The sequence below is a fragment of the Larkinella sp. VNQ87 genome, assembly GCF_049445795.1.
Classification (GTDB): Bacteria; Bacteroidota; Bacteroidia; order Cytophagales; family Spirosomataceae; genus Larkinella.
Genome location: NZ_JBMSDT010000003.1, coordinates 232,075 through 255,577, shown reverse-complemented (window position 1 = coordinate 255,577; position 23,503 = coordinate 232,075). Strand labels below are relative to the sequence as shown.

Below are 23,503 nucleotides of genomic sequence, written 5' to 3'. Positions count from 1 at the left end.
CTCAAAAAACACGGACTAAAGCCTGCGCGGCCCGGTCCGTGGGTACTCAGGACGCCAAAAACTGGTAATCGGTGATCACCGTCCGGAGGAATGTCGTATCGTCCAGATCGGAGCGAACACCGATGACCTGCTTTACTTTATCGGCGGCCCGTTCGGCCACGTCCGGGTTGTTGAGTCGGAGGGCCTGCCGGATGATGGTCAAGTCGCGGTCGGAAAGCTGGGCCACTTCCGGAAACCGGACCTGGTAATCTTCCGGCACCGCCCGGTACGTGACCTGCGCCAGCGAAACCGGCTGCGTCAGTTTGACCACTGTAGTTCCGGCGGCAATGTCGCCCAGTCGCTGCCCCCGCCCGTTGGCCGCAATCGTGATGAGCGGAACCAGGCCACCCAGAAACAGGGGCGACTCGATCAGCCGGAGCAGCCAGCGGAGCAGGTAAGCCCCCAGACCGGGCTGCGATCCGTCGAGCATCACCACCCGGATTTTCATCGCAATCTTTCCCAGACTTTGCCCGTTCAGAAACCATTCGCACAGCAAATCGTACAGCATAAAGGGCAGCACCAGAAAAACCGTTACCCAAAAATTGCCGCGGGTCGGGATCGACAAATAACTCACCACCACGAAATAGAAGATCACCCAGCCCAGAAAGATCAGGTAATCCAGTATCAGGGCCAGAATCCGGTCGCCCAGGCTGGCGGGCTCGTATTCGAGCGTGACGTTTTGGGAAGTCTGAATGGAAACCGCCATACACCGAAGCCCAATCAGGGCAATAACTGCTTAAAAATAGTCTCCGCAAAGTAAACGTCCGAATTGTGGTCGGCTAACTTTTGCAGATTGGTTTTGGAATATGGTATTTCCGTGGTCAGCACCCGCTCCAGCATCGCCCGGATGGCTGCGGGCGACGTGGTGTCGGCCACCACACCCAGGTGTTCGGTTTGCACCAAATGACCCAGATAGCCGTAGTCCGACGCCAGCACCGGTTTTCGGGAAACAGCCGCCCGCACTACCACCGACGCCATGCCGACGTGCCGCTGGTACAAGGCCAGGGCGTAATCCGCCAGTTCGAAATAAAGTTGAATCTGCCGCCCTTTGATTTCCTGATACACCCGAACGATCTGTACCTCACCCCCAACATCGGTTATTTTCTGTTCAATTTTCTGCTTGTAATCGGGCTGAATCGGCCCGACCAGCACCAGACAGACGGCTTGCTGCTGCGGTTTGGGCAGTTCTTTCAAGGCGTCGAGCAACGGTTCGATGCCTTTGCGGTCGTCGAGGTAACCAAACAACAGAAAAACCCGGCGGTTGGCGTCGATTTGCAAGTCGTGGCGCAGTTGCTGAACCTCGGCGGGTGTGATGGAATATGACTCCACCGGATCGGCCAGCGGCCAGACTTTAGCGGCCGGTGCCAATTGCCGCAGGCCTTCTACCGCCGAATGATCGAGGCAGAAAACATTCGCCAGGCTACTTTTCCGCAAGGCCCCTTTCAGCGTTACTTTTTTCCGAAAACCGTTCAGTTGGGCTTTAAAACCGGGGTTGCGTTTGTAATGAAAATCCGGTCGGAAATAAATGCCCGAAACCGCACACGGCGCCGACCGGCCCAGCCAGGTCGCCAGTTGAAACAAATCGAAATACATCAGCAACACATGCGCGGGCTGGTGCTGCCCGATGTAGCGCAGCACCAGATTCCACTCCTTGAACGAGCGGGTTAACATCAACGCGCCATGAACGGCGTCAATGTCAGCGGGCGGAAGCGGCACGAAGCGGACATTTCGGCCACCCGGTTGCCCGGTAGTCAATTCGTCGAAACAGGCCTGGAACGACTGCTGCGTGACCACAATCAGCTCACCCGCCAGCCGGTTTTGTACCCAATACCGAATCAAATGCGTCAGGTAGTCCGCGTGGTGCCCGTCGATGATGCTGTCAAAAAGCAGGATTTTTTTTGCTTTGTTCACGAAACAACCTGTTGATAAACCTGAAGGGTTTGACTTGCCATTTTTTCGAGGGAAAAATCGCGGCCCCGCTCCTGCCCTTTCTGCCGCAACGTCTGGCGCAGGTCTTCATCCTGAATAACCGTTTGCAGTTGCTGCTGAAGCTCCTCCGCCGATTCGGGGTCGAAATACAAAGCGGCTTCCTGCGCCACCTCCGGAAAGCACGACGCCCGGCTGAGCACCACCGGACAACCGGCCGCAAAAGCCTCCAGAATCGGAATGCCGAAGCCCTCGTACAGCGACGGATACACAAACGCCAGCGCGCGCTGATACAGCCGGTACAAAACCGCATCGCTGTCAATACTGCGCTGGCTAACCCGGTTTTCGAGCCCCATTTGCCGGATGGCCCCGGTTTCTTCCAGCGTAAACGCCCCGCCCCCCGCACAAATCAGGTGAACGTGCGGATGCTGATGGAACGTGGGGGCCAGCCCTTTCAGGAACGGAAGGAAATTTTTATAATCGTTGCGGGCACCGACGTACAGAAAATAGGCGTCGGGCGTCGGAATCTGAAACGAGTTGGGCACGGTCAGGTGCTGAAACGCCGTCGCGTGGTGGACCACCGCAATTTTTTCCGGCTGAATCCGAAACAGCTCCACCAGATCGGTTTTGGTGTTTTCCGACACGGCAATGACCCGGGCCGCGCGGTCGAGCAGTTGCTGCTTCAACTCCTTCGAGGCATTGTCGATGTGCCCGAATTTTTCGCCGAATTTATCCTTGATGGCGTCGTGGTAGGTCAGCACGTACGGTTTTCGGGTGTGTTTCAGAAAATAGGGGTGGAAAAACGTCGGGTGGAAAACATCGTAGTCATTTTGGCGCAACTGCGCGATGCTCCACAGCCGGTTGACCTGCGAAACCAGCATACTGGTCGGCATAAACCCCAGAAAATACCGGAACGATTGCACCCGAAACGCGTCGCTTTCCTGCAAATACACGTTATTGGACAATAAAATCGACAGCCTGGTCGGCACGTTTTTTTGCCGAAGCGTCACCATCAGATCGTAAAAATACCGCGAAACCCCACCATACCGCACGGTAAAGGCCTGATGGTCAAACAAAATCTTCATACGTACTTCAACTACCCCAGAAACTGCAAACTTACGGAGAAACCGGTTGCCAACGGCAGTTTGCCCCGGAATTCGACGGGATTGCCGTTGGTCGACGGTTTACTTTGAAATCTGGAAATTGCTTTGCAACTTTTCCAACCCAATGGGCTGCGGCCCAAAACCGGGTTGTTAGCTAGTTTATGGTTTATAGTTTATGGTTTATAATCAAGCGCTTGATTATAAACTATAAACCTTAAACCATAAACTGTAAACCATCTTTGAGCACTGAGTATGCGGGAAGCGGTTTTTATCAAACGCAATACGGAGAAGTGGCAGGAAATTGAGCGCGAACCGCTGACAGACAGCAACCGCACCGACCCCGACACGCTCACCGACCATTTTATCGAACTCACCGACGATCTGTCGTACGCCCGGACGTTTTTCCCGGATGCGCCCGTCACGCGCTACCTGAACGGGCTGGCGGCTACCATGCACCGGCGGTTGATGCGCAACAAGCGCGAGGAGCGCGGCCGGTTTGTGCGATTCTGGACGCTCGAACTGCCGCTGCTGTTTCGGCAGTCGCACCGGCTGCTGCTGGTCTCGTTTGCGGTTTTTGTAGTCGCGGGAGCACTGGGCTGGGTGTCGGCGGCCCACGACGAGGAGTTCGTCCGGCTTATTCTGGGCGACGACTACGTGAACATGACGCTCGAAAACATCCGCCGGGGCGATCCGCTGGCGGTGTACAAAGGCAGCGGGCAGGCCGATATGTTTCTGAGCATCACGACCAACAACATCCGGGTTTCGTTCATTGCCTTCATTCTGGGGCTGTTTGCTTCCTTCGGAACGATTGCGGTGATGTTTCAGAACGGCGTGATGCTCGGGGCGTTTCAGTATTTTTTCTACGAACGCGGTCTGCTGCTGCCGTCTGTGCTAACGATCTGGATTCACGGTACGCTGGAGATTTCGGCCATCGTGATTGCGGGTTGCGCCGGACTGACCCTGGGCAACAGTTTGTTGTTTCCGGGAACCTGGTCGCGGCTGGAGTCGTTCAAGCGGGGGGCCAAACAGGGGCTGAAAATTGTGATCGGGCTGGTGCCGGTTTTCATCACGGCCGGTTTTCTGGAAAGCTTCGTCACACGCCTGCCACTGCATCCGGTCGCCAGTTCGGCCATCATCCTAACCTCGGCCGCTTTCATCATCTGGTATTTTATCGTGTATCCGATTCAGTTGGAGAAGCGATTTTTTACAAATGCTCATGCTGATAGGAACACGGATTGGACGGATAAAACGGATTGAAACTGATTTTATCCGTTCAATCCTTATTCCTATCAGCATTCAAAAAATTAGCCTAACACATGAACCTGTACCAACAACGCGATTTTGGCGAGAAGATCAATGCTACGATCCAGTACGCCGTCAAGCAGATTCGCAGCCTGGGCATGGCCTTGCTCTACATCGCCGGAGCGCCCGCCCTGATCGCCGGGATTGTCTCGGGCATCGCGTCGGCGACGATTCTGTCTTACCGGCCGACGGTTTCAATCGGCACAGACAGCACCGGGATTCTGTTCCGGCAATTGTCCAGTCCGTATTACATCGTGGCGCTGGCATTGGGGTTGTTTATCCCGCTGCTGGTCAGTCTGACGGTTTATAGCCACCTGAAAGTGTATCACCGCAATCCGGGCGGGCCGGTAACGGTCGAAGCGGTTTGGGCCGAGGTGCAGGCGGCTCTGGGCCGGGCTGTCGTGACCTGGCTGGTGGTGGGGCTTCTCGTGATTGTCGGGATGCTCTTTTTCATCATTCCCGGGATTTACCTGAGCGTCGTGTTCTCGCTGGCGCTCGTGACGGTGGTTTTCGAAGACGGTTCGGTCGGCACGTTCATCGGCCGCTGTTTCGACCTGATTCGGGACAAATGGTGGTCGACGTTCGGACTGATCATTATTGTTAGCTTCATTGCTTACATTCTGAGCTTTGCCTTCAACGTTCCGGCGGCTGCCGTGGGCATGATGGTGTCGCTGAAAGTGATGCCGAGTTTACCGGTTTATGTCAGCATCCTGACCAGCCTTCTGAGCACCATCGGCAGTGTGCTGGTGTCGGCGCTGATTGCGCTGGGTATTGCGTTTCAATACTTTAACCTGGTGGAACTGCGCGAAGGCCACAGCATTCTGTCGGCCATCGACAGCATTGGCTCCGCGACGCCACCGCCCATTCCACGCGCCAACGATGAAGGTGACTATTAAGTTTTGGATTGGATTGCTCTTCCTGTTGCTATCTCAATTCGGTACGATGGGGCAGCTTTCGATCCCGCAAGCCAGGGATACGACGCAAGCCCAGCCTGCCCCCGACGACCGCAGCCCGATCACGGTCCGGCGACCTTCGGCCGAGCGGCTCGACAAGTACCGCAACGACCGCGACTACCAATACGGCCAGGATTTGCGACCCGGCAACAGCCCGTGGGCCCGGTTCTGGAGCTGGTTCTGGCGAAAAATTGGCACGTTTCTGAGCAGCAAGTCCTACGAGAATTTCTGGCAGTACGTCTTTCTGACGGCTGCTGCCTGCGCCGTGGGCTGGCTGCTGCTCCGCGCCGACATTCTGGGGGCGGTTTTCGCCCGGAAATCGCAGCCAGCCGACTTGCCCTACGAAACGCTGACCGAGAACATCCACGAAATTAATTTCGAGCAGCAGATTGAGGCTGCCATCGAACAGCGAAATTACCGGCTGGCGGTGCGGCTGCTGTACCTCCAATCACTCAAGCACCTCAGCAACCGCAACCTGATCGACTGGAAGCCCAACAAAACCAACCGCAGCTACGTCTACGAACTGGCGCAGTCGCCCCTAAAACCGGAGTTCGAGTCGCTCACGACGCAGTTTGAATACATTTGGTACGGCGATTTCCCGATCAGCGAGGAGCGGTTTCGGCCCTTGCAGGAATCGTTCCGGCGGTTTAACCGGTAATGGGCCTGGCGATCTGGTTAGTTAAAGGCCTGCCTGAATTCCAGCGGGGATTGATTCGTCTTGGTTTTGAACAATTTGCTGAACGACTGCGAATGTTCAAATCCGAGGTCGTAGGCAATTTCGCTGACGGACAAGTCGGTTGTCGATAGTTTTTCTTTCGCTTTTTCAATCAGCTTGTTGTGAATGTGCTGCTGGGTCGTCTGACCCGTCAGTTGCTTCAGCAAACTGCTCAGGTATTTGGTCGAAACGTTTAAAACACCGGCAATGTATTGAACCGTCGGAAGCCCTTTTAGAATCAGATCTTCGTGATTAAAGTAATCCGTCAATACGTCGTCCAGACGGGTCAATAGTTTGCTGTTGGTTATTTTTCGCGTGATGAACTGGCGTTCGTAAAACCGGTGTGCATACGTAAACAGCAACTCCAACTGTGCGATGATGACGTCCTGACTGAACTTATCAATAGTCGAGTTGTATTCCTGTTTAATATTTTCAATAAGGCCATTGATCGTCGTTTCTTCTTTTTCAGACAGAAACAGGGCTTCATTCACGGCATAACCAAAGTATTCGTACTGCCTGATTTTCTTGGCCAATGACGTGTTCCACAAAAAATCGGGGTGAATGAACAGCATCCAGCCCTGAAGTGTCGACGGTGCGCCGTTTGGCTCACCACACAAGACCTGCCCGGGCGCGACAAACGCCATCAATCCTTCGTCGAAATCGTATTTCTGCTGACCGTACCGGAGTTTATCGCAGCCCCTCTTCATCATGACGGTATAAAAGTCAAAAATAACCGATGTTATTTCCGAATCTCCGATTAAATCCTGGCAATCGATGATGCTGATCAGCGGATGATGCGGTTTCGGAAAGCCAAACAAACGATGCCCTTCGGTGATGGTCTTTATTCGATACGGTTTTGAATTTACCATGATTCCTATCCATTAAAACTTGAAGGGGTATTTCAGCCAGATCAACACCAACGGCAGGGCCAGAAAAGGAATTTCGATCAACGCCATTCGTACATTTCCAGCCTGGAGCGCCAGCGCCATGATGGTTACGATGACGAGGGCATTCAACAGGTTGCTGATAAAAAAGGTCTGCGGAAAAAGCAGTAAAAAGCCAATCAGTATCGAAACCGCGCCCACAAACGGAACGACGGTTTTGCTGATGCCCAGGTCTGACATCATTTTAGCTTGCTCAGGGCTGGCGGTTTGAAACGAATCCCAGCCGTGTTTCATGCTTAAAAATGCCGAAACTAAAATGAGAATAATGCTGACAATTTTCATGGGTTTGCGCTATTTTTTTATTTGTTTTCCACCTTTTGTTAAATTGTTTACCTTCCGGACATGGCTTTTGCCCCGACCTTGCTTGCCTGGGCAAGTACGAATTTGGGAGCCAACGCGATGATAAACCGCACGACTTTCAAAGGTCCGGGATAAATTTCGTATTTATCCTTTTTCATCCCCTGAATCGCTTCTTCAATTAACGGATTGGCAGGCATCAGCCCCCTCGGCGTAAAACCGTCCAGGTCTTTAAACTTTTCGTTCAGCGATGTCGGCGAACCCGGTGCAATCAGCTCAAAGACTTTCACATTGGTGTCTTTTAATTGAACCCGCAACGATTGGGTGTAGGACCGAAGTCCGGATTTGCTGGCGCCATAAACCGGGGCGACCGGGAACGGCATCAGGGCAATCCCCGACGTGACATTCAGGATGGCAGCCGCCTTTTTCGTTTTCAGGTGGGGCAAAAATTGCTGCACCATCCGGATCGGCCCCATCAGGTTGATTTCAACTTCGCGGGTGATGTCCTGTAACTCATGGCTGTCATGCAGAATCAGTTTGCGCATCTCGCCGGCATTGTTGATCAGGATATTCAGGTCTGGAAACTCGCGGGTTACCTGATCGTATAACGTTTCGATGTCTTCCGGATCGCTTACATCGCTCTGCACCGTGCGGATGGCCGGGAGCTTTTGTTTGGTTTCCCGAAGTTTTTGGGCATTGCGACCCGTAATAATCACGGTATTGCCCAGGGCAAGCAGTTTCGAAGCAAATTCAAAGCCAAAGCCGCCGGTGCCGCCCGTAATCAGAATGGTGTTGTTTGTCAATTCCATGGTTTCTGTTTTTTGTTGATGCAAAGTTCCATCACCAGCAGAAAACCGATGTAATCAAAAGTCGGCGTGTTGTAGCCAAAAGGGACTATGGTGGTCGTTTCGACCTGCTTCTTCCGCCAAAAACGGCTATTTCGGTTTCACAGCCCCCCGGTTTTTCCGCCATCCACGGGCACGTTGATGCCATTAATGGAAGCGGCTGCGGGGGTGCAGAGAAACGCGACGGCTGCGGCCACTTCTTCGGGTTCGGCAAACCGGCGGCTGGGGATTTCGGCCTGCATCTGGGCTTCCATTTCGGCCTGCGATTTACCCTGCGCACTGGCCCGCATCGTCAGCACCGAATCCAGCCGCGCCGTACGGGTGTAGCCCGGCAACACATTGTTGACCGTGATACCGAATTGCGCGATTTCGAGCGACAGCGTTTTGGCCCACTGCGCTACGGCCCCGCGAATCGTATTCGACACGCCCAATCCCACAATGGGCTGCTTAACGGAGGTAGAAATGATGTTGACAATCCGGCCGTAACCCAGCCGTTTCATCGACGGCACGACGGCCTGCGCCAGCAGTTGGTTGTTCAGCAGATGAGCCGCGAAAGTTTTCGTAAATTCTTCCAGTTGGGCATCGATCAGCGGACCACCCGCCGGGCCGCCGGTGTTGTTGATCAGGATGTGAACATCCGGAAATTCGGCAAGGTACGCGTCCACAACGGTTTTGACCTCGTCCGGTTTGGCAAAATCGGCCACCCGGTAGTGGTGGCGTTGGCCCTGCTGTGTATCCAGAGCGGCCACTGCTTCCCTGAGTTTTTCTTCGTTACGGGCCAGCAAGATGACGTTAGCGCCCAGCAGCGCCAATTCAACCGCCGAAGCGTAGCCGATGCCCTGCGTACTGCCGCACACGATGGCGGTTTTTCCGGTCAGCGAAAGATTCATAGTCAGAATGGATTTTGCGAAATAACGGCAACCAAGCGGTTTTTTACTAATTTACCAATCAATTGGTCCGCGTCAGCAGTTATTCATCCGACGTATCCACCGTTTCCGATCATCAACCCCGGTGCGAAGATTCTGGTCGAAAGCGTCCGATCCTGTAATTTCTGACCGCGTCAATCGGTTTTTAACGAGATTTGCTCACAAATAATCGAATAACTACCATGTCAAAAGGACTTATCATTGTCATCGTTCTAGCCCTGATTTTTGGTTTCTTCGGATGCAGCACGTATAACGGAATTGTCGGCAAAGACGCCAACGTGGGCGAAAAATGGGCACAGGTCCAAACCCAGTACCAACGTCGGGCCGACCTGATTCCGAACTTGGTCAATACCGTGAAAGGAGCTGCCAATTTTGAGAAAAGCACCCTGACCGCCGTTATGGAAGCCCGTTCCAGAGCCACCGGCATCCAGTTGAACGCCGACCAGTTGACGCCTGAAAACGTCCAGAAATTTCAGGCGGCCCAGGATCAGTTGAGCGGCACGCTGTCGCGGCTGCTGGCGGTTGCCGAAAATTATCCGCAGTTGAGGGCCACACAGAACTTCTCGGAATTGCAGTCGCAACTGGAAGGCACCGAAAACCGCATCAGCGTCGCCCGGAACGACTTCAATGCCGCTGTGAAAGACTATAACGTCTCCGTTCGGACGTTCCCGGCCAATATTTTCGCGGGTATTTTCGGCTTCTCGCCCAAAGGTTTCTTCGAAGCCTCGCAAGCCGCCCAAAACGCCCCAACCGTCCAGTTTTAAATGATGAATGATGAATTATGGATGATGAATGCTTCACCATTTCACTCATAATTCATCATTCATAATCCATCATTCAATCCATGTCTGCCATCAATCTTTTTACGGCGGAGGAGCAGCAGCGGATCATTCAGGCGATTCGGTCGGCGGAGTTGGAGACGTCGGGCGAAATCCGGGTGCATCTGGAACTGCATTGTCCGACGCCCGACGTGCTCGACCGGGCCGTGCAGGTGTTTCACCACTTAGGCATGGAAAAAACCGCCCAGCGCAACGGCGTGCTGTTTTACCTGGCGACGGAAGACCACAAGTTTGCCGTCATCGGCGACGCAGGCATCGACCGGGTAGTGCCGAAAGATTTCTGGGAAACCACCAAAAACATTATGCGCGAGAACTTTCGGCAGAGCCGGTTTACCGACGGTTTTTGCCTGGGAATCGAACGGGCGGGGCAGCAGTTGCGGCAGTATTTCCCTCGATTGGCGAACGACTCCAACGAGCTTTCCGACGAAATTTCACACTAAATGACGCTTCGCTTTTTTTCATATCAGGTTGTGGGACCGATCCGGTTGCTGCTGCTGCTGCTGACGATGGCGTCGCTTCGGGCGTTGGGCCAGAACGATGTTATTCCGGACCGCCCGAATCCACCCCGGCTGGTGAACGATTTCGTGGGCATTTTGCAACCGGATGAGCGCGCACGGCTGGAAGAAAAACTCCGGCGTTACAACGACTCGACCTCCACCCAAATTGTCATTCTGATTGTCAAAACGACCGATCCGTACCCAATTGGCGACTTCAGTTTTCAGGTCGGGCGGAAATGGGGCGTCGGGCAGCAAGGCAAGAACAACGGGCTGGTTCTGACCTGGGTACCCTCAACCCGCAAGGTGTTCATTGCCACTGGCTACGGGCTGGAAGGCGCCATTCCCGACGCCATCGCCAAGCGGATTGTGAGCCAGATCATTGTACCGCGTTTCAAAAGCGAGCAGTGGTACGCCGGTCTGGACGAAGCCACCAATGAAATCATCCGGCGCGCCAGCGGAGAATACCAGGCCGACCCATCCGGCGACGCCGACGTGGGCGACGGCATCATCTTTTTCCTGATCATCTTCATCGTGATTGTTGTCATCATCTGGATCAGCCGCAACCGGGGCGGAGGCAGCAACCGGAATCGCGGGGGCGGTTTCTTTCCGGTGCCCTTCCCAACCTCGACGTTTTCCGGCTGGGGCGGTTCGTCCGGTAGCTGGGGCGGAGGAGGTGGCGGCAGCAGTTTCGGCGGCTTCGGCGGGGGCAGCTTCGGCGGTGGTGGCGCGGGGGGAGACTATTAGAGTTATGAATTAAGAGTTGGCTCCGCAGGAATAGAACGCGTCAGCCAACCGCCGGGCGGCCCCGTCTTAACTCTTAATTCCCTCCCACTCTCCCATCGATCAAAAACCGCTTGGGCTCAAGCCAGGCCAGTTGCTGAAAGCCTTCGATGTGGTAGTGTTTGATGGCTCCTTGGTCGGCTTCCAGCCAGACGGTGCGTTCGGATTCGTACAACGAGTTTTTGGTGCGCAGCGTCGCCCGGACTCGCCGGGGCTGGCGGGTTGTCGAGTCCAACTCAATGCGCAGGACTTGCACCGGGATACTTTCGCCGGTTTTCAGCGTGTATTCGTACGTCAGCGAATCCGGGCGGTTTTTCCGGTAACTCGACTGATAGGCCTGTTTGTTGATGTCGGCTTGCAGAAACAAATCCAGTTCGCGGCTCCAGTCGATGGTTTTGGTGGTCGTCTGTTCTTTTTCCACCCCAAAACCGGCTTGCTTTACCACCGTCGGTTGTTGTTTTTGCAATTGGTTGATCTGCTGCTCGATGTAGGCTTTCAGATCATAATATGTTCCGGCGGGCGCTTCCCGGGCCGGATTGGAACAGGCCGCCAGACCCAGCAGCAGGGCAAATGCGTAACAGTAGTTCATTCTCCTAAAAAAGACCCCCGGACTGTCGAAATCCAGGGGAGTTGATCATCACTCAGTGGGCGAACACCAGGCCGCGCCGAAAAGTTTGGTTTGGAAAGACAAGAGACAATAGACCTTTGTCTACCCATCGGAAACTACCCCCAACCCCCTGAAGGGGGCTTTTCAAACCCAGAGACTTTAAGCCCCCTTCAGGGGGTTGGGGTAGTTATTTACTCCCCAATCAAACTGTGGCCCGTCATCACCTCCGGTTGCGCGATACCCATCAGATGCAGAATCGTCGGGGCGATGTCAGCCAGCACGCCGTTGTTGAGCTTCGGATGGTACTGGTCATCGACCAGAATGCACGGCACCGGGTTGGTCGTGTGGGCGGTATTGGGTGTACCGTCGTCGTTGATCATGAAATCCGCGTTGCCGTGATCGGCAATCACCAGCGTCGTGTAACCGTGGGCTAGTGCCGTCGTAATCACGGCATTGGCGCACTGATCAACGGTTTCGGCGGCTTTCACCACGGCGGCAAATACGCCCGTGTGGCCTACCATGTCGGTATTGGCGAAGTTGAGACACACAAAATCGACCTGCCCACGTTCCAGTTCCGGAATGATGGCATCCCGAATGTCGAAGGCGCTCATTTCCGGTTTGAGGTCGTAAGTCGCCACTTTCGGCGAAGGGCACAGCAGGCGGGTTTCGCCCTCGAACACCTCTTCGCGGCCACCCGAAAAGAAGAACGTCACGTGCGGGTATTTCTCGGTTTCGGCAATCCGGATTTGTTTCTTCCCGGCTTTCGAAACGACCTCCCCGAGCGTATTGGTCAGGTTGTCTTTGTCGTAAATGACCTTCACGCCCACAAATTCGTTGTCGTAATTGGTCATCGTGACGTAGTACAGATCCAGTTTCTTCATGCCCTGTTCCGGGTAATCGCGTTGGCTGAGTGCCAGCGTAATTTCCCGGCCCCGGTCGGTGCGGAAATTGAAGCAAAGCACCACATCGCCGTCCTCAATGGTCGTCAGCGGGCTTCCGTCCGGTTGGGTCACAATGATCGGCTTGATGAATTCGTCGGTCACCTCCTCCTCGTACGATTGCTGAATCGACGCCAGCACCTCATCGGGCGCGCAGGTGATGTGGCCGGTGCCCTTCACCATCGCGTCGTAGGCCAGTTTGACCCGTTCCCAGCGGTTGTCGCGGTCCATCGCGTAATACCGACCCGTCACCGTCGCAATCTGGCCCGTTGTCGTTTTCAAATGCTGTTCGAGGTCGGCCAGAAAACCGTAACCGCTTTTGGGGTCGGTATCGCGGCCATCGGTGAAGGCATGAATGAATACGTCGGTCAGGCCGTGGTCGTGGGCAATGGAGCAAAGCCCTTTCAGGTGTTCGATGTGGGCGTGTACTCCACCATCGGAAACCAGCCCGATGAAGTGGACTTTCTTGCCGTTGGTCTTGGCGTAATTCAGCGCATCCAGCAAAACCGGCTCGTTATCCAGCGTATGTTCTTCCACCGCCAAGTTGATTTTGACCAGATCCTGGTATACAATGCGCCCCGCGCCGAGGTTCATGTGGCCCACTTCGGAGTTGCCCATCTGCCCCGCCGGTAGCCCGACGGCCAGCCCGGAAGCTTCCAGTTGGCTGTGCGAATACTTTGTATACAACGAATCGATAAATGGCGTTTGGGCTGCATCGATGGCCGACACGTCGACCTTCCGAGCGATTCCCCAGCCGTCCAGAATCATCAGAATGACTTTCTTATTCATGGCTCGAAATAACAACATTAGCGGCAAAAAACCGCTGTTTTCTCGTTAAAGATGGGTTAAATGGCTGGGGGCTGGATTCTTGATACTGGATTCTGGATTCTTGATGCTGGATAATGAGTGCGATTACCAGCGAGTCATCAAGAATCCAGTATCAAGAATCTAGCATCCAGCATCTATTTCTCAAACTTCCCCAACGCTTCGATGTACGCCTTGCTGCCGTCGGTGACCCAGGCATCAAGTTGGGCGGGGTCTTTGAGTTGTTGCCCGCGCAGACGCGGAACGGCCACATAGCCGCAGGCCACATCCGTCAGTGCCGACATATCGCTCCAGAGCTTTTCGATCTGCGCCACCGGGTAAATGTCTTCCTGCCCGTGGCCCCAACGGTATTTGACGTCTTTGATCGTCACGTAGGTCGGGATGCGGTGGGCCACGCTCCGGACGGCTTTCGCCAACCGGGCTTCGTCGCCGTCCTGCAAATCCTGCCGCGTCAGGCCGAACAGATTCAGCAACGGATCGATCTGAATCCAGGTCGTGTTTGAGTTGTAATAACTCAGGTTCAGCTCGTCTTCCTCGCGGGGTTGGGCCAGCCCTTCCAGCAAGCGAAGATGGCCGTTAACACGGGTCAATCCTCCCCCACGGTCTTCGATCCGGCGCGGCACGACTTCGAACGTCAACATATTTCCCGATTCGAGGTGGTGGCCCAATACCGCCGGGTCCACATCCGCGCCCAGCGTATCGATGTTGTGCAGCATCAGCGTTTCGACCTGCGGATGCTCGGCCAGTACCTTCGCCAGCGTACCGTTGCGGAGCATATTCGATACTTCGTACCAGTGACCCAGGGGCGAAAACCGCTGAGCCGCAATGTTATCCACGTAATCCGAGCCTTCGCCCTTCGCCTTGGCCCAGCCGATCATTGTCTGCCGCACGGCATCCCGCACTTTCTGCTTATTTTCATCCAGCGTTTCCTGGGGCATTTCTTCCCACATAAACCGCAGATCGCGCTCCATCGGTACGTACCGCTGCCCGATCGAGCGGCCCGGCGACAGGTACGTAGCGCCCGAATAGCCGAAGTTGCCGGTTTCTTCCAGCGTCCGGCGGATCGGTTCGTGCGTCAGGTAGCTCGTCGCCACCAGGTGCGGAATCATCCCGCCGTACATTTCCGACACTTTGCGGGTTTTCGCCAAATGGATTTCCAGAAAACTCCGGTGTTTGCCGTCGATTTCCACGAATGGGTTCAGCGCTTTGATTACGCCCGCGCCCTTGGTCCAGCGGCTTCCGACGCCCGCAGCCAGACTCAACACCGCTACCTTCCCGCCCCCAATGGCCGCTTCGCCGGTTTTTGCCGCCGGTTTCAGTTCCTCAAGCGGCACCAGATCGCCGGGCTGCACATCCTCGATGCTGGTTTCGGCCGGCAAACGGTTTCGCGAGAGGCCAATCCGGCCTTTCTGCAAATCCTCCCGGATTTCTTCGTGCTGGATGTAATCGAACCCGTTCTCCTTCTTGATCCGGTCGGCTTTTTCGTTTTCGACGCTGCGGTTGCCCTGCGAAGTTGGGTCCGACACCTTGAACAGGTTGCTGACGATGGTCCGCAGCAGCGGATACGCCAGGTTATTTTTCTCGCAATAAGTCGTAAACACATCGACCTCGGCCCGGCGGATGTAGGATATCGAAGCCGGGTCTTTCCGGACCAGTTCCGAGACGTGAATGCCGTAATATTGCTCCGGCATCAGCGCATCGGTTCCTTCGCGCAGGGTGGCCCAGGTTCCTTTCTGGTTGATGCGCCAGTTGTAGACGACCGGTTCCATTGCAAACGGAAGAGCCGCCGACAGTTCGGCTTTCGTTTTCCGCAGAATGTCCAGCACTTTCATTTTGTAGTCTTCGTAGCCCGCCGGGTTCACAAACATCCCCATGCCGCCCCCCGACATACCGCCCAGCATCAGAAAACCGTAGTAATCGTCGCCAAAGGCGGTTTTGGCCTTGGCAATAATTTGTTCCGTGAAATACGTCGACGCCCAGGGAATAATGGTTTTGATCGGTCCCTCCCAGTTCCGGGCCGTATTGGCACCCAGTTTCTGAATGTCGCCTTCCCGGATCGACGCCAGAATGTTGTCGAAAATCTGGTTGGTCTGCTGCCGCGCGTTCCATTCTTTCTCGCCCCGGAGCAGGTATTTTTCGGTCACCATTTCCAGGATCGGGCCAACGTTCGACGCCATCCCGCCGTGCATCAGTACGAGCGAATTCATGATTTTCTCACCCATTTCGGGATGAATATCCTCGCCCTGCAACACGCGGTGACGCGGTAAGAGCGTCCCCCGGCTGATACCGGCTTCGGGGTCGCCTTCCTGCGCAAACGTTCCCTGAATGGCTTTGATGCCGGGCCACACCCCGCCCGAATCCTGCCAGCCTCCGCCCGAACCGCCGATCCACTCACCCAGAATCGCCCGCGACGCCACCAGCCGCCGTTCGCTTTCCTGCAAACCGCCTTCCAGCTTCTGCGTCTGGCCCGTGGCCCGCATGAGCAGGCTGATAATCGAGCCCAGCAGGTTGGTCGAGACCGCAAACCGGGAGCCTTTCGGAATATCGTTGACTTTCGTGACCAGTTCAATACCCATGCCCGGCGCGACTATTCGCGACAGGATGTCCGGCAGCGACTGGTTGGTGCCTTCAAACGAGGGCGGAATCAGACCCGACGCAATCACCCCGGCTTTGACCAGGCTCAGGTAATCGTTCCCGAAATTGAACAAGTCGGCCAGGTCGTCGATGTCTTTGGTGGTGTTGAGGTCGATGCTCGTCAGCCGCAAAACCGGCTCCGGAATCACGCGCACGTAGCAGTTGAGCGGGGGCCGAATGTCGGCGTCGCGCCCGAACACGCCCAGGTCAATGGAAATGTTGATGACCCGCGCGCCTTCCGGGTAGTCCATCCCGAGGAAGAAAATGTCCGACCAGCCGCTGTGGGTCAGGTCCATCCGCACCGAGGTCTGTTCGTGCAAAACCGGGTAAAACAGCGAGCCGTCTTGCCGTTTCAGCAAGGCCGGGTGAATCCGGATCGGGTGTTCTTCGCGGTGACCGACCCGAAACATCCACTGGTTACCTTTGCTGGAGCGCACACTTTTCCGCACCTGATCGGCCAGAATCTGAAACGACAGGTGGTGATAGCTTTCGGCCAGAATGCTGAACAAAGCCGCGTTGGGTCCCTGGACGCTCAATTCATGCCAGACCGTTGCAATGGCCTGTTCGAACCGGCGGGCGAGCAAATCCTCAAAACCGGCGTACGGAATTTTGCCGGTCGGGGGCGTATCGCCGGTTTCCATCAGGAAAAACCGGAATCCCGCGTACAAAAACAGAATCGCCCGGACTTTATCGTATAAATTCGGTGTCGACTTCCGAAAATCATCCAGTTCCCGCAGCAGTTCCAGCAACTCTTTCGTTGAAAACCGCTGGCTTAATTCATAGAAAGACCGGTTGCGTTTGTCGGGATCTGTCGAGATAATGGTTTCGATAAAAACATTCATATATCAGACAGTTCGGCTGTTTGCTTCGGCCAGTAATTCGACCAGGGTGGATAAAACTTCGCTGTGGGCTTCGCCCGCCAAACCCAGGGCAATCTGCGCCCGTAGTAATCCGTGTTTCCGGCTTAAATCATAGCGATTTCCTTTGACTTCCAGCGCCAGGTAGTTTTCGGTTTCGGCTAGTTCCTGGAGGGCAGGCGTCAGCAAAATGTTTCTGCTATTCTGATCGATGTATTTTTGAAGAATGTTGAAAACAGCGGGTGTGAACACGTGCATGCCGAAGAAACAGAGGTAATAACCGGCTCGCAAACCGGGGGTTTGCAGTTCCAGTTCGGCTACGCTCAGCGTCGGTTTTTCGATGATTTTTTCAATCTGGTAAACGCCCGACCGGTTGGGTGCCTGCTTGCCGGTAAGAGTTCCGTACCGGCCAATCTGGTGCTCGATGGTTGGGTTAACGGCCGATACCGAGCAGTTTTCCTGCGAAGCTAGTTCGATCAATTGCGCCACACAACTCTTCTCGCGGAGATTGGAAACGTATAAATAATCGCCTAGGAGCAACAGAAAAGGCTCATTATTGACAAATTCGCGGGCGCAATAAACCGCATGGCCATAGCCCAGCGGTTCCCGCTGTTCGGCAAACTGAATCCGACTAATGAGAAGATCAATTTTTTCAGCTTCTTTTTTTGCCCAGTCGACTCCTTTAAACGAATGGAACAGGTTGTCCCGCAGCGACGCAAAGGCTTTCAGGTACCGGTCGCCATCGCCGGGCGCGCAAACCACGCACAGCTCTTCGATGCCACTAGCGAACGCTTCTTCGGCAATAATCTGGATAACGGGTTTGTGAAGGCCGTCGGTATCAATCACCGGCAGCATGGCTTTTTGAATCGTGTCGGCCACGGGATACAGCCGTTCTCCCCGGGCAGCCGCCGTGATAACGGCTTTTTTAATTTTCATCATGTGGTAGACTAGTTGTGTACGCTAACCTTGCGTAGTCTTATCAAATTAATGACCAGAATAAACAAACTTAAATAGATTTATCAGACAATTTTAATAAGTTAATATTTCTCAGTTTTCCGTTTGATTTTTCACCTGCGGCTGTAATTTATATTGTTCGATTAAGTAATTCAGCAGGTTAAGGCAGCAACGGTGTACGATCTGGTACACCTGTTCGAACACCTCGGCATCTTCGTAATACGGGTCGGGCACACTCATACCGCCCGGTCCCGAATCCGGCTGGGGGTCAAATTCACGCAGCAAAACCGTGTTTTCTTCGCTGTATAGGCCGGTACTGCGGTGGCTAAAGTACTGAATGGCTTCGTAATTCGACTCATCCATAGCCACCAGCAAATCAAATTGTGACAAATCTTCACCCGAAAGTTTGCGAGCGCGGTGGGTGAGCGTCAAGCCGTGTTCAAGGGCATTTTCGCGGGTTCGGCGGTCGGGCAAATCGCCAATGTGGTACGAAGAAGTACCGGCGGAGTCGCAGCGAATGGCATTTTCCAGCCCCCGTTCTTTCACCAATTGCCGGAAAACCCCTTCCGCCAGCGGTGAACGGCAAATATTTCCCAGACAGACAAACAATACATTAAGCATAACAATGAGTGATGAATGTTGGACGATGAAAGCTCATCATTCCTTTTCGATAGGTTCGTTGTTCTCATCCACCAGCACGTACACATCCTCGTTCGGCTTTTTCATGAGGTAGTTCTCCCGGGCGTATTTTTCCTGCAAGCGGGCGTTCCCCAACAAGGCGTTGCGTTGCTCTTCGACTTCCTTGATTTTTTCGTCGTAGTACACCATATCCTTTTCCAGATCCCGCAGCTTCATGCTGTTTTTGAATTGCGAGATGATATCATTGGTGTCGAAGAAGGCCATCCAGATGAACACGCCCGCACCGGTTGCGACGTAAAAGTTTTTGGCGATTCGGAAGATTCTGTTGACCATTGGATTCATAAGGCTACAAACGAAAAAGCCCCCAACCTCGTGAGGTTGGGGGTACTTAGCTTACATTTTCAGGCCGGGGAAATACGCCGTTTCGCCCAATTCCTCCTCAATGCGAAGCAACTGGTTGTATTTCGCCATCCGGTCGGAACGGGAGGCCGAACCGGTTTTGATCTGGCCCGTATTAAGCGCAACGGCCAGGTCGGCAATGGTCGCATCTTCGGTTTCGCCGGAGCGGTGCGACATGATGTTTTTGTACGAATTGCGTTTCGCCAGGTTGACGGTGTTGATCGTCTCGGTCAGCGAGCCGATCTGGTTTACTTTCACCAAAACCGCATTGGCAATGCCCTGGTCGATGCCTTGTTGCAGACGCGTCACGTTCGTCACAAACAGGTCATCGCCAACGAGTTGCGTCTTCTTGCCGATCAGTTCGGTTTGCTCTTTCCAGCCGCTCCAGTCGTCCTCGGCCATGCCGTCCTCGATGGAAATAATCGGGTATTTTTCGACCCACTCTTTCCAGTAATTCGCCATTTCGGACGAGCTTAAGCGGTCGCCGGTCGATTTTTTGAAGTGGTACGTACCGGTTTCGGCTTCGTAGAATTCCGACGCAGCGGCATCCATCGCAATGTAAATATCTTCGCCCGCGCGGTAACCAGCTTTGTCGATGGCTTGCAGGATGATCTGGATAGCTTCCTCGTTCGACGGGATGTTCGGCGCAAAACCGCCTTCGTCACCCACGTTGGTCGACATGCCTTTGCCTTTCAGCACTTTCTTCAGCGAGTGGAACACTTCCGTGCCCCAGCGCAGGGCTTCCGAAAACGTCGGTGCGCCCACCGGCATGACCATAAATTCCTGGAAATCGATGGAGTTATCGGCGTGGCTACCGCCGTTCAGGATGTTCATCATTGGGACCGGCAGCGTGTTGGCATTCACCCCACCGATGTAGCGGTACAAGGGCAACCCGGCTTCCTGCGCAGCGGCTTTGGCGATGGCCAGCGAAACCCCCAGAATGGCGTTGGCGCCCAGACGACCTTTATTGGCAGTACCATCCAGTTCGATCATAATCCGGTCGATCATGGTCTGATCGAAAACCGACGACCCAACGAGTTCCGGGAAGATCAGTTCGTTGACGTTCTGAACCGCTCTCAATACGCCTTTGCCGACATACCGTTTCGGATCATCGTCGCGCAGTTCGACGGCTTCGTGCGATCCGGTGGAGGCTCCTGACGGAACAGCCGCCCGGCCCAGAAAACCGTTTTCGGTACGAACATCAACTTCTACGGTCGGATTACCCCTGGAATCCAAAATCTGCCGGGCATGAATGGACTGAATAATACTCATTGTGTCTAAATAAGTTGGTTAATATTCTGAACTAAGCGATGAAGAAGCCATAACTTTCCCAGGGAATGGCCAAATGCCCATTCATCCTGTACTAATTGGCAATTCGCTTGTAGCACGATTTTTGCCCTACAAAGTAAGTGATTTTTTCGGTTTGCAAGGAATCCCCTGCTAATTAAGCCGTCTCTTGTTTCGGATTTCGTGTAAGGCAACAATTTGATAATCTGGTGCAATAAGTCCTCAGGTCTTAGCGGAATGGGTTATGCCAACTTTTACGATTCTCCGATGTCATTGTGTTGTTTTTCTACTGGTCGTTTGGGCAAAACTGTCGGTCGGGCAGGCTTTAGCCCAATCAGCCGATTTATCCTCAGCCTACCGGGGAGTTCTTGATTTATCGACTTATTCCTATCAAACGTCGAAACCCGTCTCGCTCAACGGTCAATGGCTTTTCCAATGGCATCAACTGGCCGATTCAGCAACTATTTTCAGTAGTCAGACCTATCATCAGGTACCGGGTAACTGGCGTGCTTATACGGAAAGCCATGCGTTGTTTCCGCAGGAGCAGGGCTTTGCAACTTACGGACTTCGAATCATTCTGCCGGATTCCGGCCGAATCTGGTCCCTGCGAATACCACCCATCCGAACGGCGTATAAGCTTTACGTTAGTGAGCAGTTGGTGGCGCAGGTGGGCGAAGTAGCCTCGAACGCTTCGATGAAACCGGGAGCAGAAGTAAAAGTTGTATCCTTCCTGGTTCCGGGGAAAGAAGCCTTTTTGCGCCTTCAGGTTTCAAACTACCATCATGCCGTCGGCGGTATCTACAAAGAGCTGCAACTCGGTAACCCAACAGCCATTACCCAGGTCCGGGAAAAGCGGTTGCTGGCGTCTTCGCTGATTATCGGCGCGCTTTTGATCATCGGTCTGTATCATTTTGTGCTCTATGCTCTCCGCCGGAACGACCGGGCGCCACTCTTCTTCGCCGTTCTCTGCCTAACCGCAGGCTTTCGGGAGCATTTCAATTCGGAAAGCCTCTTTTTCGTGGTTTTTCCAGAGGTTCCCTGGGAACCGACCCTCAAAGCCTTTTACGCAGCGTTTCCGATTAGCATCATCAGCATGATTTTGTATTTGCAGAGTCTGTTCCCGAGCCTGGTTTCTCCACTGATTAAAAAAGTAGTTATTTTTATCAATCTGGCTTTTCTGGCGTTGATTCTGCTTAGCCCCGCTACGGTTTATGCCGCCTGGGGTACCCTGATCAGTCCGTTAGCCATTCTGGAATGCGGTTATTTTCTCTGGGTGTCCATCCAGGCGGCCCGGTTTCGCAAAGAGGGCAGTTTTATACTTTTTTGCGACATGATTCTCCTGGCGCTTTGTGTGGTCAACGATACCCTGCACCAGTTCGGCATCATTCATACCTACTTTCTGCTTTCCAGCGCGGTCGTGATTTTCACCTTGTGTCAGTCGCTCCTGCTGGCCCTCCGATTTTCCACGGCTTTCGCCCGTACGGAAGCGCTGACCGTTCAGTTAAAAACCGCCAACCGGAACCTGGAATACATGGCGCTCAAGCGGCAGGAGGCCGAACAGCGCAAAACACTGGAAGAAATCCGAAACCGGTTTTTCGCCAACATCACGCATGAATTCCGAACACCACTGACGCTGATTATTACGCCCGTCGAGCAACTGCTCCGGACGTTTAGCAACGGTTCGGCGGCAGCGAACCCCGGTGTGCCCGCAACCTTGAACGTGATTCATCGCAACGCCCGGCAATTGCTCCGGCTTATTAATCAACTGCTTGATCTATCGAAGCTGGAATCTGGAAGTTTGGAAGTCAAGGAATCGCAAGGCAATGTTGCGCTTTTTACGGAGGAGTTAGTCTCGTCCTTTCGGCTAAATGCCGAAGCTAAAGCGGTCAGTCTTGTATTTCAGTCCGAAAACGTACCGGAAGAACTGCTATTCGATGCTGATAAGTGGGAAAAAATCATTTATAACCTTCTTTCCAATGCGCTGAAGTACACCGAAGCGGGTGGTTCCGTCACGGTTGGGCTAACGGTTTTATCCGCTTCGGACGACACACGACGGCTGCTCCGCCTGACGGTTTCAGACACCGGCGTCGGGATTCCGCCCGACCTCCTTCCGCACATTTTTGACCGGTTTTATCAGGTCGATGATTCCCGGACACGCTCGTTTGAAGGAACCGGAATCGGGCTGGCGCTGGTGAAAGAACTGACCGATTTGTTGCAGGGTCATATTACAGTCGAAAGCCAGGTCGGTCAGGGAACGACACTGATCATCGACTACCCGGTGCGGACTCCCAACGCCGATCATCCGTTGCTTCCGTCACCTCCCCTTGTTCAGGCAAATTTTCCGGTTGACCCAGCACCGGAAAACGGCACCGAACCCCAGCCAATAACGGGCCAAAACCGGGCGCTTATTCTGGTGGTGGAGGATAACGACGACCTGCGTCATTTGATCGCGACCAGCCTTTCCGGACCGTATTCGATTCTTACGGCCGCCAACGGGCAGGAAGGCTGGGAGCTGTGCCGGACCGAATTGCCGGATCTCGTTCTGAGCGATGTGATGATGCCTAGGCTGGATGGATACCAGCTTTGCTATGCCATTAAACACACGCCCGAGACCAATCACATCGCGGTTATCCTGCTGACGGCAAAAACGGCGACAGCAAGCCGACTGGAAGGACTGACAGCCGGAGCCAACGATTACCTGACCAAACCGTTCGATCAGCAGGAACTCCGTCTGCGGGTCGGAAACCTGCTGCATCATCAGCAATTGCTGCGCAGCTTTTACGCCCGAACGCTTACGCAATCAGGTAACATCCCTGTTGTTCAGGCTGACAACGGTTTTTTGAATCAACTTTACCAGACACTCGAAAAGGAAATTGACAACACCAATTTTTCGGTCGACGATTTGTCCAGCGCGGTCTGTATGAGTTCGCGCACACTCAACCGGAAGCTGTCTACGTTGTTGGGCATGACCGGTAATGAATTCATCCGAAACTACCGGCTTCGTAAAGCCACTGATCTGTTGAAAGCCGGTCACCCCGTTTTAGAAACCGCTTATCTCGTTGGTTTTGATAGCCCATCCTACTTTGGCTATTGTTTCAAGGAGTTATTTTCGTTGTCCCCTTCCGAGTATGTCCGTAGCATACTGTCTGAAAGTTGAGGGTATTTGTCCGAAATTTGCGAGCCTTTCTGTCAGACTT

Annotated in this window: 21 protein-coding genes; 7 read left to right on the top strand and 14 right to left on the bottom strand. The window is 54.1% G+C overall.

Annotated features, from left to right (window positions below):
• Positions 1-46 precede the first annotated feature (46 nt).
• The 3 genes from ACO2Q8_RS06245 to ACO2Q8_RS06235 are packed head-to-tail and all read right to left on the bottom strand — an operon-like array spanning position 47 to position 3,050.
• The gene (locus ACO2Q8_RS06245) at positions 47-745 is read right to left on the bottom strand and encodes an RDD family protein (protein WP_423343920.1); all 699 of its coding nucleotides are present in this window, start codon (positions 743-745) and stop codon (positions 47-49) included.
• Positions 746-759: 14 nt separating this feature from the next.
• Positions 760-1,950, bottom strand: a complete 1,191-nt coding sequence (locus tag ACO2Q8_RS06240) for a glycosyltransferase (RefSeq protein ID WP_423343919.1) — start codon at positions 1,948-1,950, stop codon at positions 760-762.
• Positions 1,947-3,050: a glycosyltransferase family 4 protein gene (locus ACO2Q8_RS06235; protein ID WP_423343918.1), complete on the bottom strand. Its 1,104-nt coding sequence runs from the start codon at positions 3,048-3,050 to the stop codon at positions 1,947-1,949. Before ACO2Q8_RS06235 ends, ACO2Q8_RS06240 begins: the two co-directional genes overlap by 4 nt.
• Positions 3,051-3,320: 270 nt before the next feature.
• Between ACO2Q8_RS06235 and ACO2Q8_RS06230 the strand changes: the two genes are divergently transcribed.
• From ACO2Q8_RS06230 to ACO2Q8_RS06220, 3 genes are read left to right on the top strand one after another with little or no spacing between them, the layout of a single operon-like run.
• The gene (locus ACO2Q8_RS06230; RefSeq protein WP_423343917.1) at positions 3,321-4,325 is read left to right on the top strand and encodes a stage II sporulation protein M; all 1,005 of its coding nucleotides are present in this window, start codon (positions 3,321-3,323) and stop codon (positions 4,323-4,325) included.
• A 59-nt stretch (positions 4,326-4,384) separates the two neighbouring features.
• Positions 4,385-5,266, top strand: a complete 882-nt coding sequence (locus ACO2Q8_RS06225; protein WP_423343916.1) for a hypothetical protein — start codon at positions 4,385-4,387, stop codon at positions 5,264-5,266.
• Positions 5,250-5,981 carry a DUF4129 domain-containing protein gene (locus tag ACO2Q8_RS06220; protein WP_423343915.1) on the top strand — a complete coding sequence of 244 codons (732 nt, stop codon included), beginning with the start codon at positions 5,250-5,252 and terminating at the stop codon, positions 5,979-5,981. The genes ACO2Q8_RS06225 and ACO2Q8_RS06220 overlap by 17 nt, the downstream gene beginning before the upstream one ends.
• Before the next feature lie 17 nt (positions 5,982-5,998).
• Here ACO2Q8_RS06220 and ACO2Q8_RS06215 read toward each other — a convergent pair whose 3' ends face one another.
• The 4 genes from ACO2Q8_RS06215 to ACO2Q8_RS06200 form a co-directional block, all read right to left on the bottom strand.
• A complete protein-coding gene (locus ACO2Q8_RS06215; RefSeq protein ID WP_423343914.1) occupies positions 5,999-6,907 on the bottom strand; it encodes a helix-turn-helix domain-containing protein in 909 nt (302 codons plus the stop codon).
• 12 nt (positions 6,908-6,919) lie between these two features.
• Positions 6,920-7,264, bottom strand: coding sequence for a hypothetical protein (locus ACO2Q8_RS06210; protein WP_423343913.1), 345 nt, complete (start codon positions 7,262-7,264; stop codon positions 6,920-6,922).
• Between the two features lie 47 nt (positions 7,265-7,311).
• A complete protein-coding gene (locus ACO2Q8_RS06205) occupies positions 7,312-8,088 on the bottom strand; it encodes an SDR family oxidoreductase (protein ID WP_423343912.1) in 777 nt (258 codons plus the stop codon).
• A gap of 137 nt (positions 8,089-8,225) precedes the next feature.
• A complete protein-coding gene (locus tag ACO2Q8_RS06200; protein WP_423343911.1) occupies positions 8,226-9,014 on the bottom strand; it encodes an SDR family oxidoreductase in 789 nt (262 codons plus the stop codon).
• A 218-nt stretch (positions 9,015-9,232) separates the two neighbouring features.
• On the opposite strand from ACO2Q8_RS06200, the gene ACO2Q8_RS06195 reads away from it, so the two are divergent.
• From ACO2Q8_RS06195 to ACO2Q8_RS06185, 3 genes are all read left to right on the top strand, one after another.
• Positions 9,233-9,814 carry a LemA family protein gene (locus tag ACO2Q8_RS06195; protein WP_423343910.1) on the top strand — a complete coding sequence of 194 codons (582 nt, stop codon included), beginning with the start codon at positions 9,233-9,235 and terminating at the stop codon, positions 9,812-9,814.
• Between the two features lie 80 nt (positions 9,815-9,894).
• Positions 9,895-10,329: a TPM domain-containing protein gene (locus ACO2Q8_RS06190; protein ID WP_423343909.1), complete on the top strand. Its 435-nt coding sequence runs from the start codon at positions 9,895-9,897 to the stop codon at positions 10,327-10,329.
• Positions 10,330-11,130, top strand: coding sequence for a TPM domain-containing protein (locus ACO2Q8_RS06185; protein WP_423343908.1), 801 nt, complete (start codon positions 10,330-10,332; stop codon positions 11,128-11,130).
• Between the two features lie 73 nt (positions 11,131-11,203).
• Here the strand turns inward: ACO2Q8_RS06185 and ACO2Q8_RS06180 are convergent, their stop codons facing one another.
• From ACO2Q8_RS06180 to eno, 7 genes are all read right to left on the bottom strand, one after another.
• Positions 11,204-11,755 carry a hypothetical protein gene (locus ACO2Q8_RS06180; RefSeq protein ID WP_423343907.1) on the bottom strand — a complete coding sequence of 184 codons (552 nt, stop codon included), beginning with the start codon at positions 11,753-11,755 and terminating at the stop codon, positions 11,204-11,206.
• 209 nt (positions 11,756-11,964) lie between these two features.
• The gene (gene gpmI / locus ACO2Q8_RS06175; protein ID WP_423343906.1) at positions 11,965-13,500 is read right to left on the bottom strand and encodes a 2,3-bisphosphoglycerate-independent phosphoglycerate mutase; all 1,536 of its coding nucleotides are present in this window, start codon (positions 13,498-13,500) and stop codon (positions 11,965-11,967) included.
• Positions 13,501-13,673: 173 nt separating this feature from the next.
• Positions 13,674-17,012 (bottom strand): UTP--glucose-1-phosphate uridylyltransferase, encoded by a 3,339-nt coding sequence (locus ACO2Q8_RS06170; RefSeq protein ID WP_423343905.1) that lies wholly within the window; start codon positions 17,010-17,012, stop codon positions 13,674-13,676.
• Positions 17,013-17,015: 3 nt separating this feature from the next.
• On the bottom strand, positions 17,016-17,966 hold the full coding sequence (locus ACO2Q8_RS06165; RefSeq protein ID WP_423343904.1) for a UTP--glucose-1-phosphate uridylyltransferase: 951 nt from the start codon (positions 17,964-17,966) through the stop codon (positions 17,016-17,018).
• A gap of 108 nt (positions 17,967-18,074) precedes the next feature.
• Complete coding sequence (locus ACO2Q8_RS06160; protein ID WP_423343903.1) at positions 18,075-18,602, bottom strand: low molecular weight protein-tyrosine-phosphatase; 528 nt, start codon at positions 18,600-18,602, stop codon at positions 18,075-18,077.
• A gap of 36 nt (positions 18,603-18,638) precedes the next feature.
• A complete protein-coding gene (locus ACO2Q8_RS06155; protein WP_423343902.1) occupies positions 18,639-18,953 on the bottom strand; it encodes an FtsB family cell division protein in 315 nt (104 codons plus the stop codon).
• 60 nt (positions 18,954-19,013) lie between these two features.
• Entirely contained in the window at positions 19,014-20,291 is a 1,278-nt protein-coding gene (eno, locus tag ACO2Q8_RS06150) for a phosphopyruvate hydratase (protein WP_423343901.1), read from the bottom strand.
• A gap of 259 nt (positions 20,292-20,550) precedes the next feature.
• On the opposite strand from eno, the gene ACO2Q8_RS06145 reads away from it, so the two are divergent.
• Positions 20,551-23,463 (top strand): hybrid sensor histidine kinase/response regulator transcription factor, encoded by a 2,913-nt coding sequence (locus tag ACO2Q8_RS06145; RefSeq protein WP_423343900.1) that lies wholly within the window; start codon positions 20,551-20,553, stop codon positions 23,461-23,463.
• Positions 23,464-23,503: the final 40 nt, after the last annotated feature.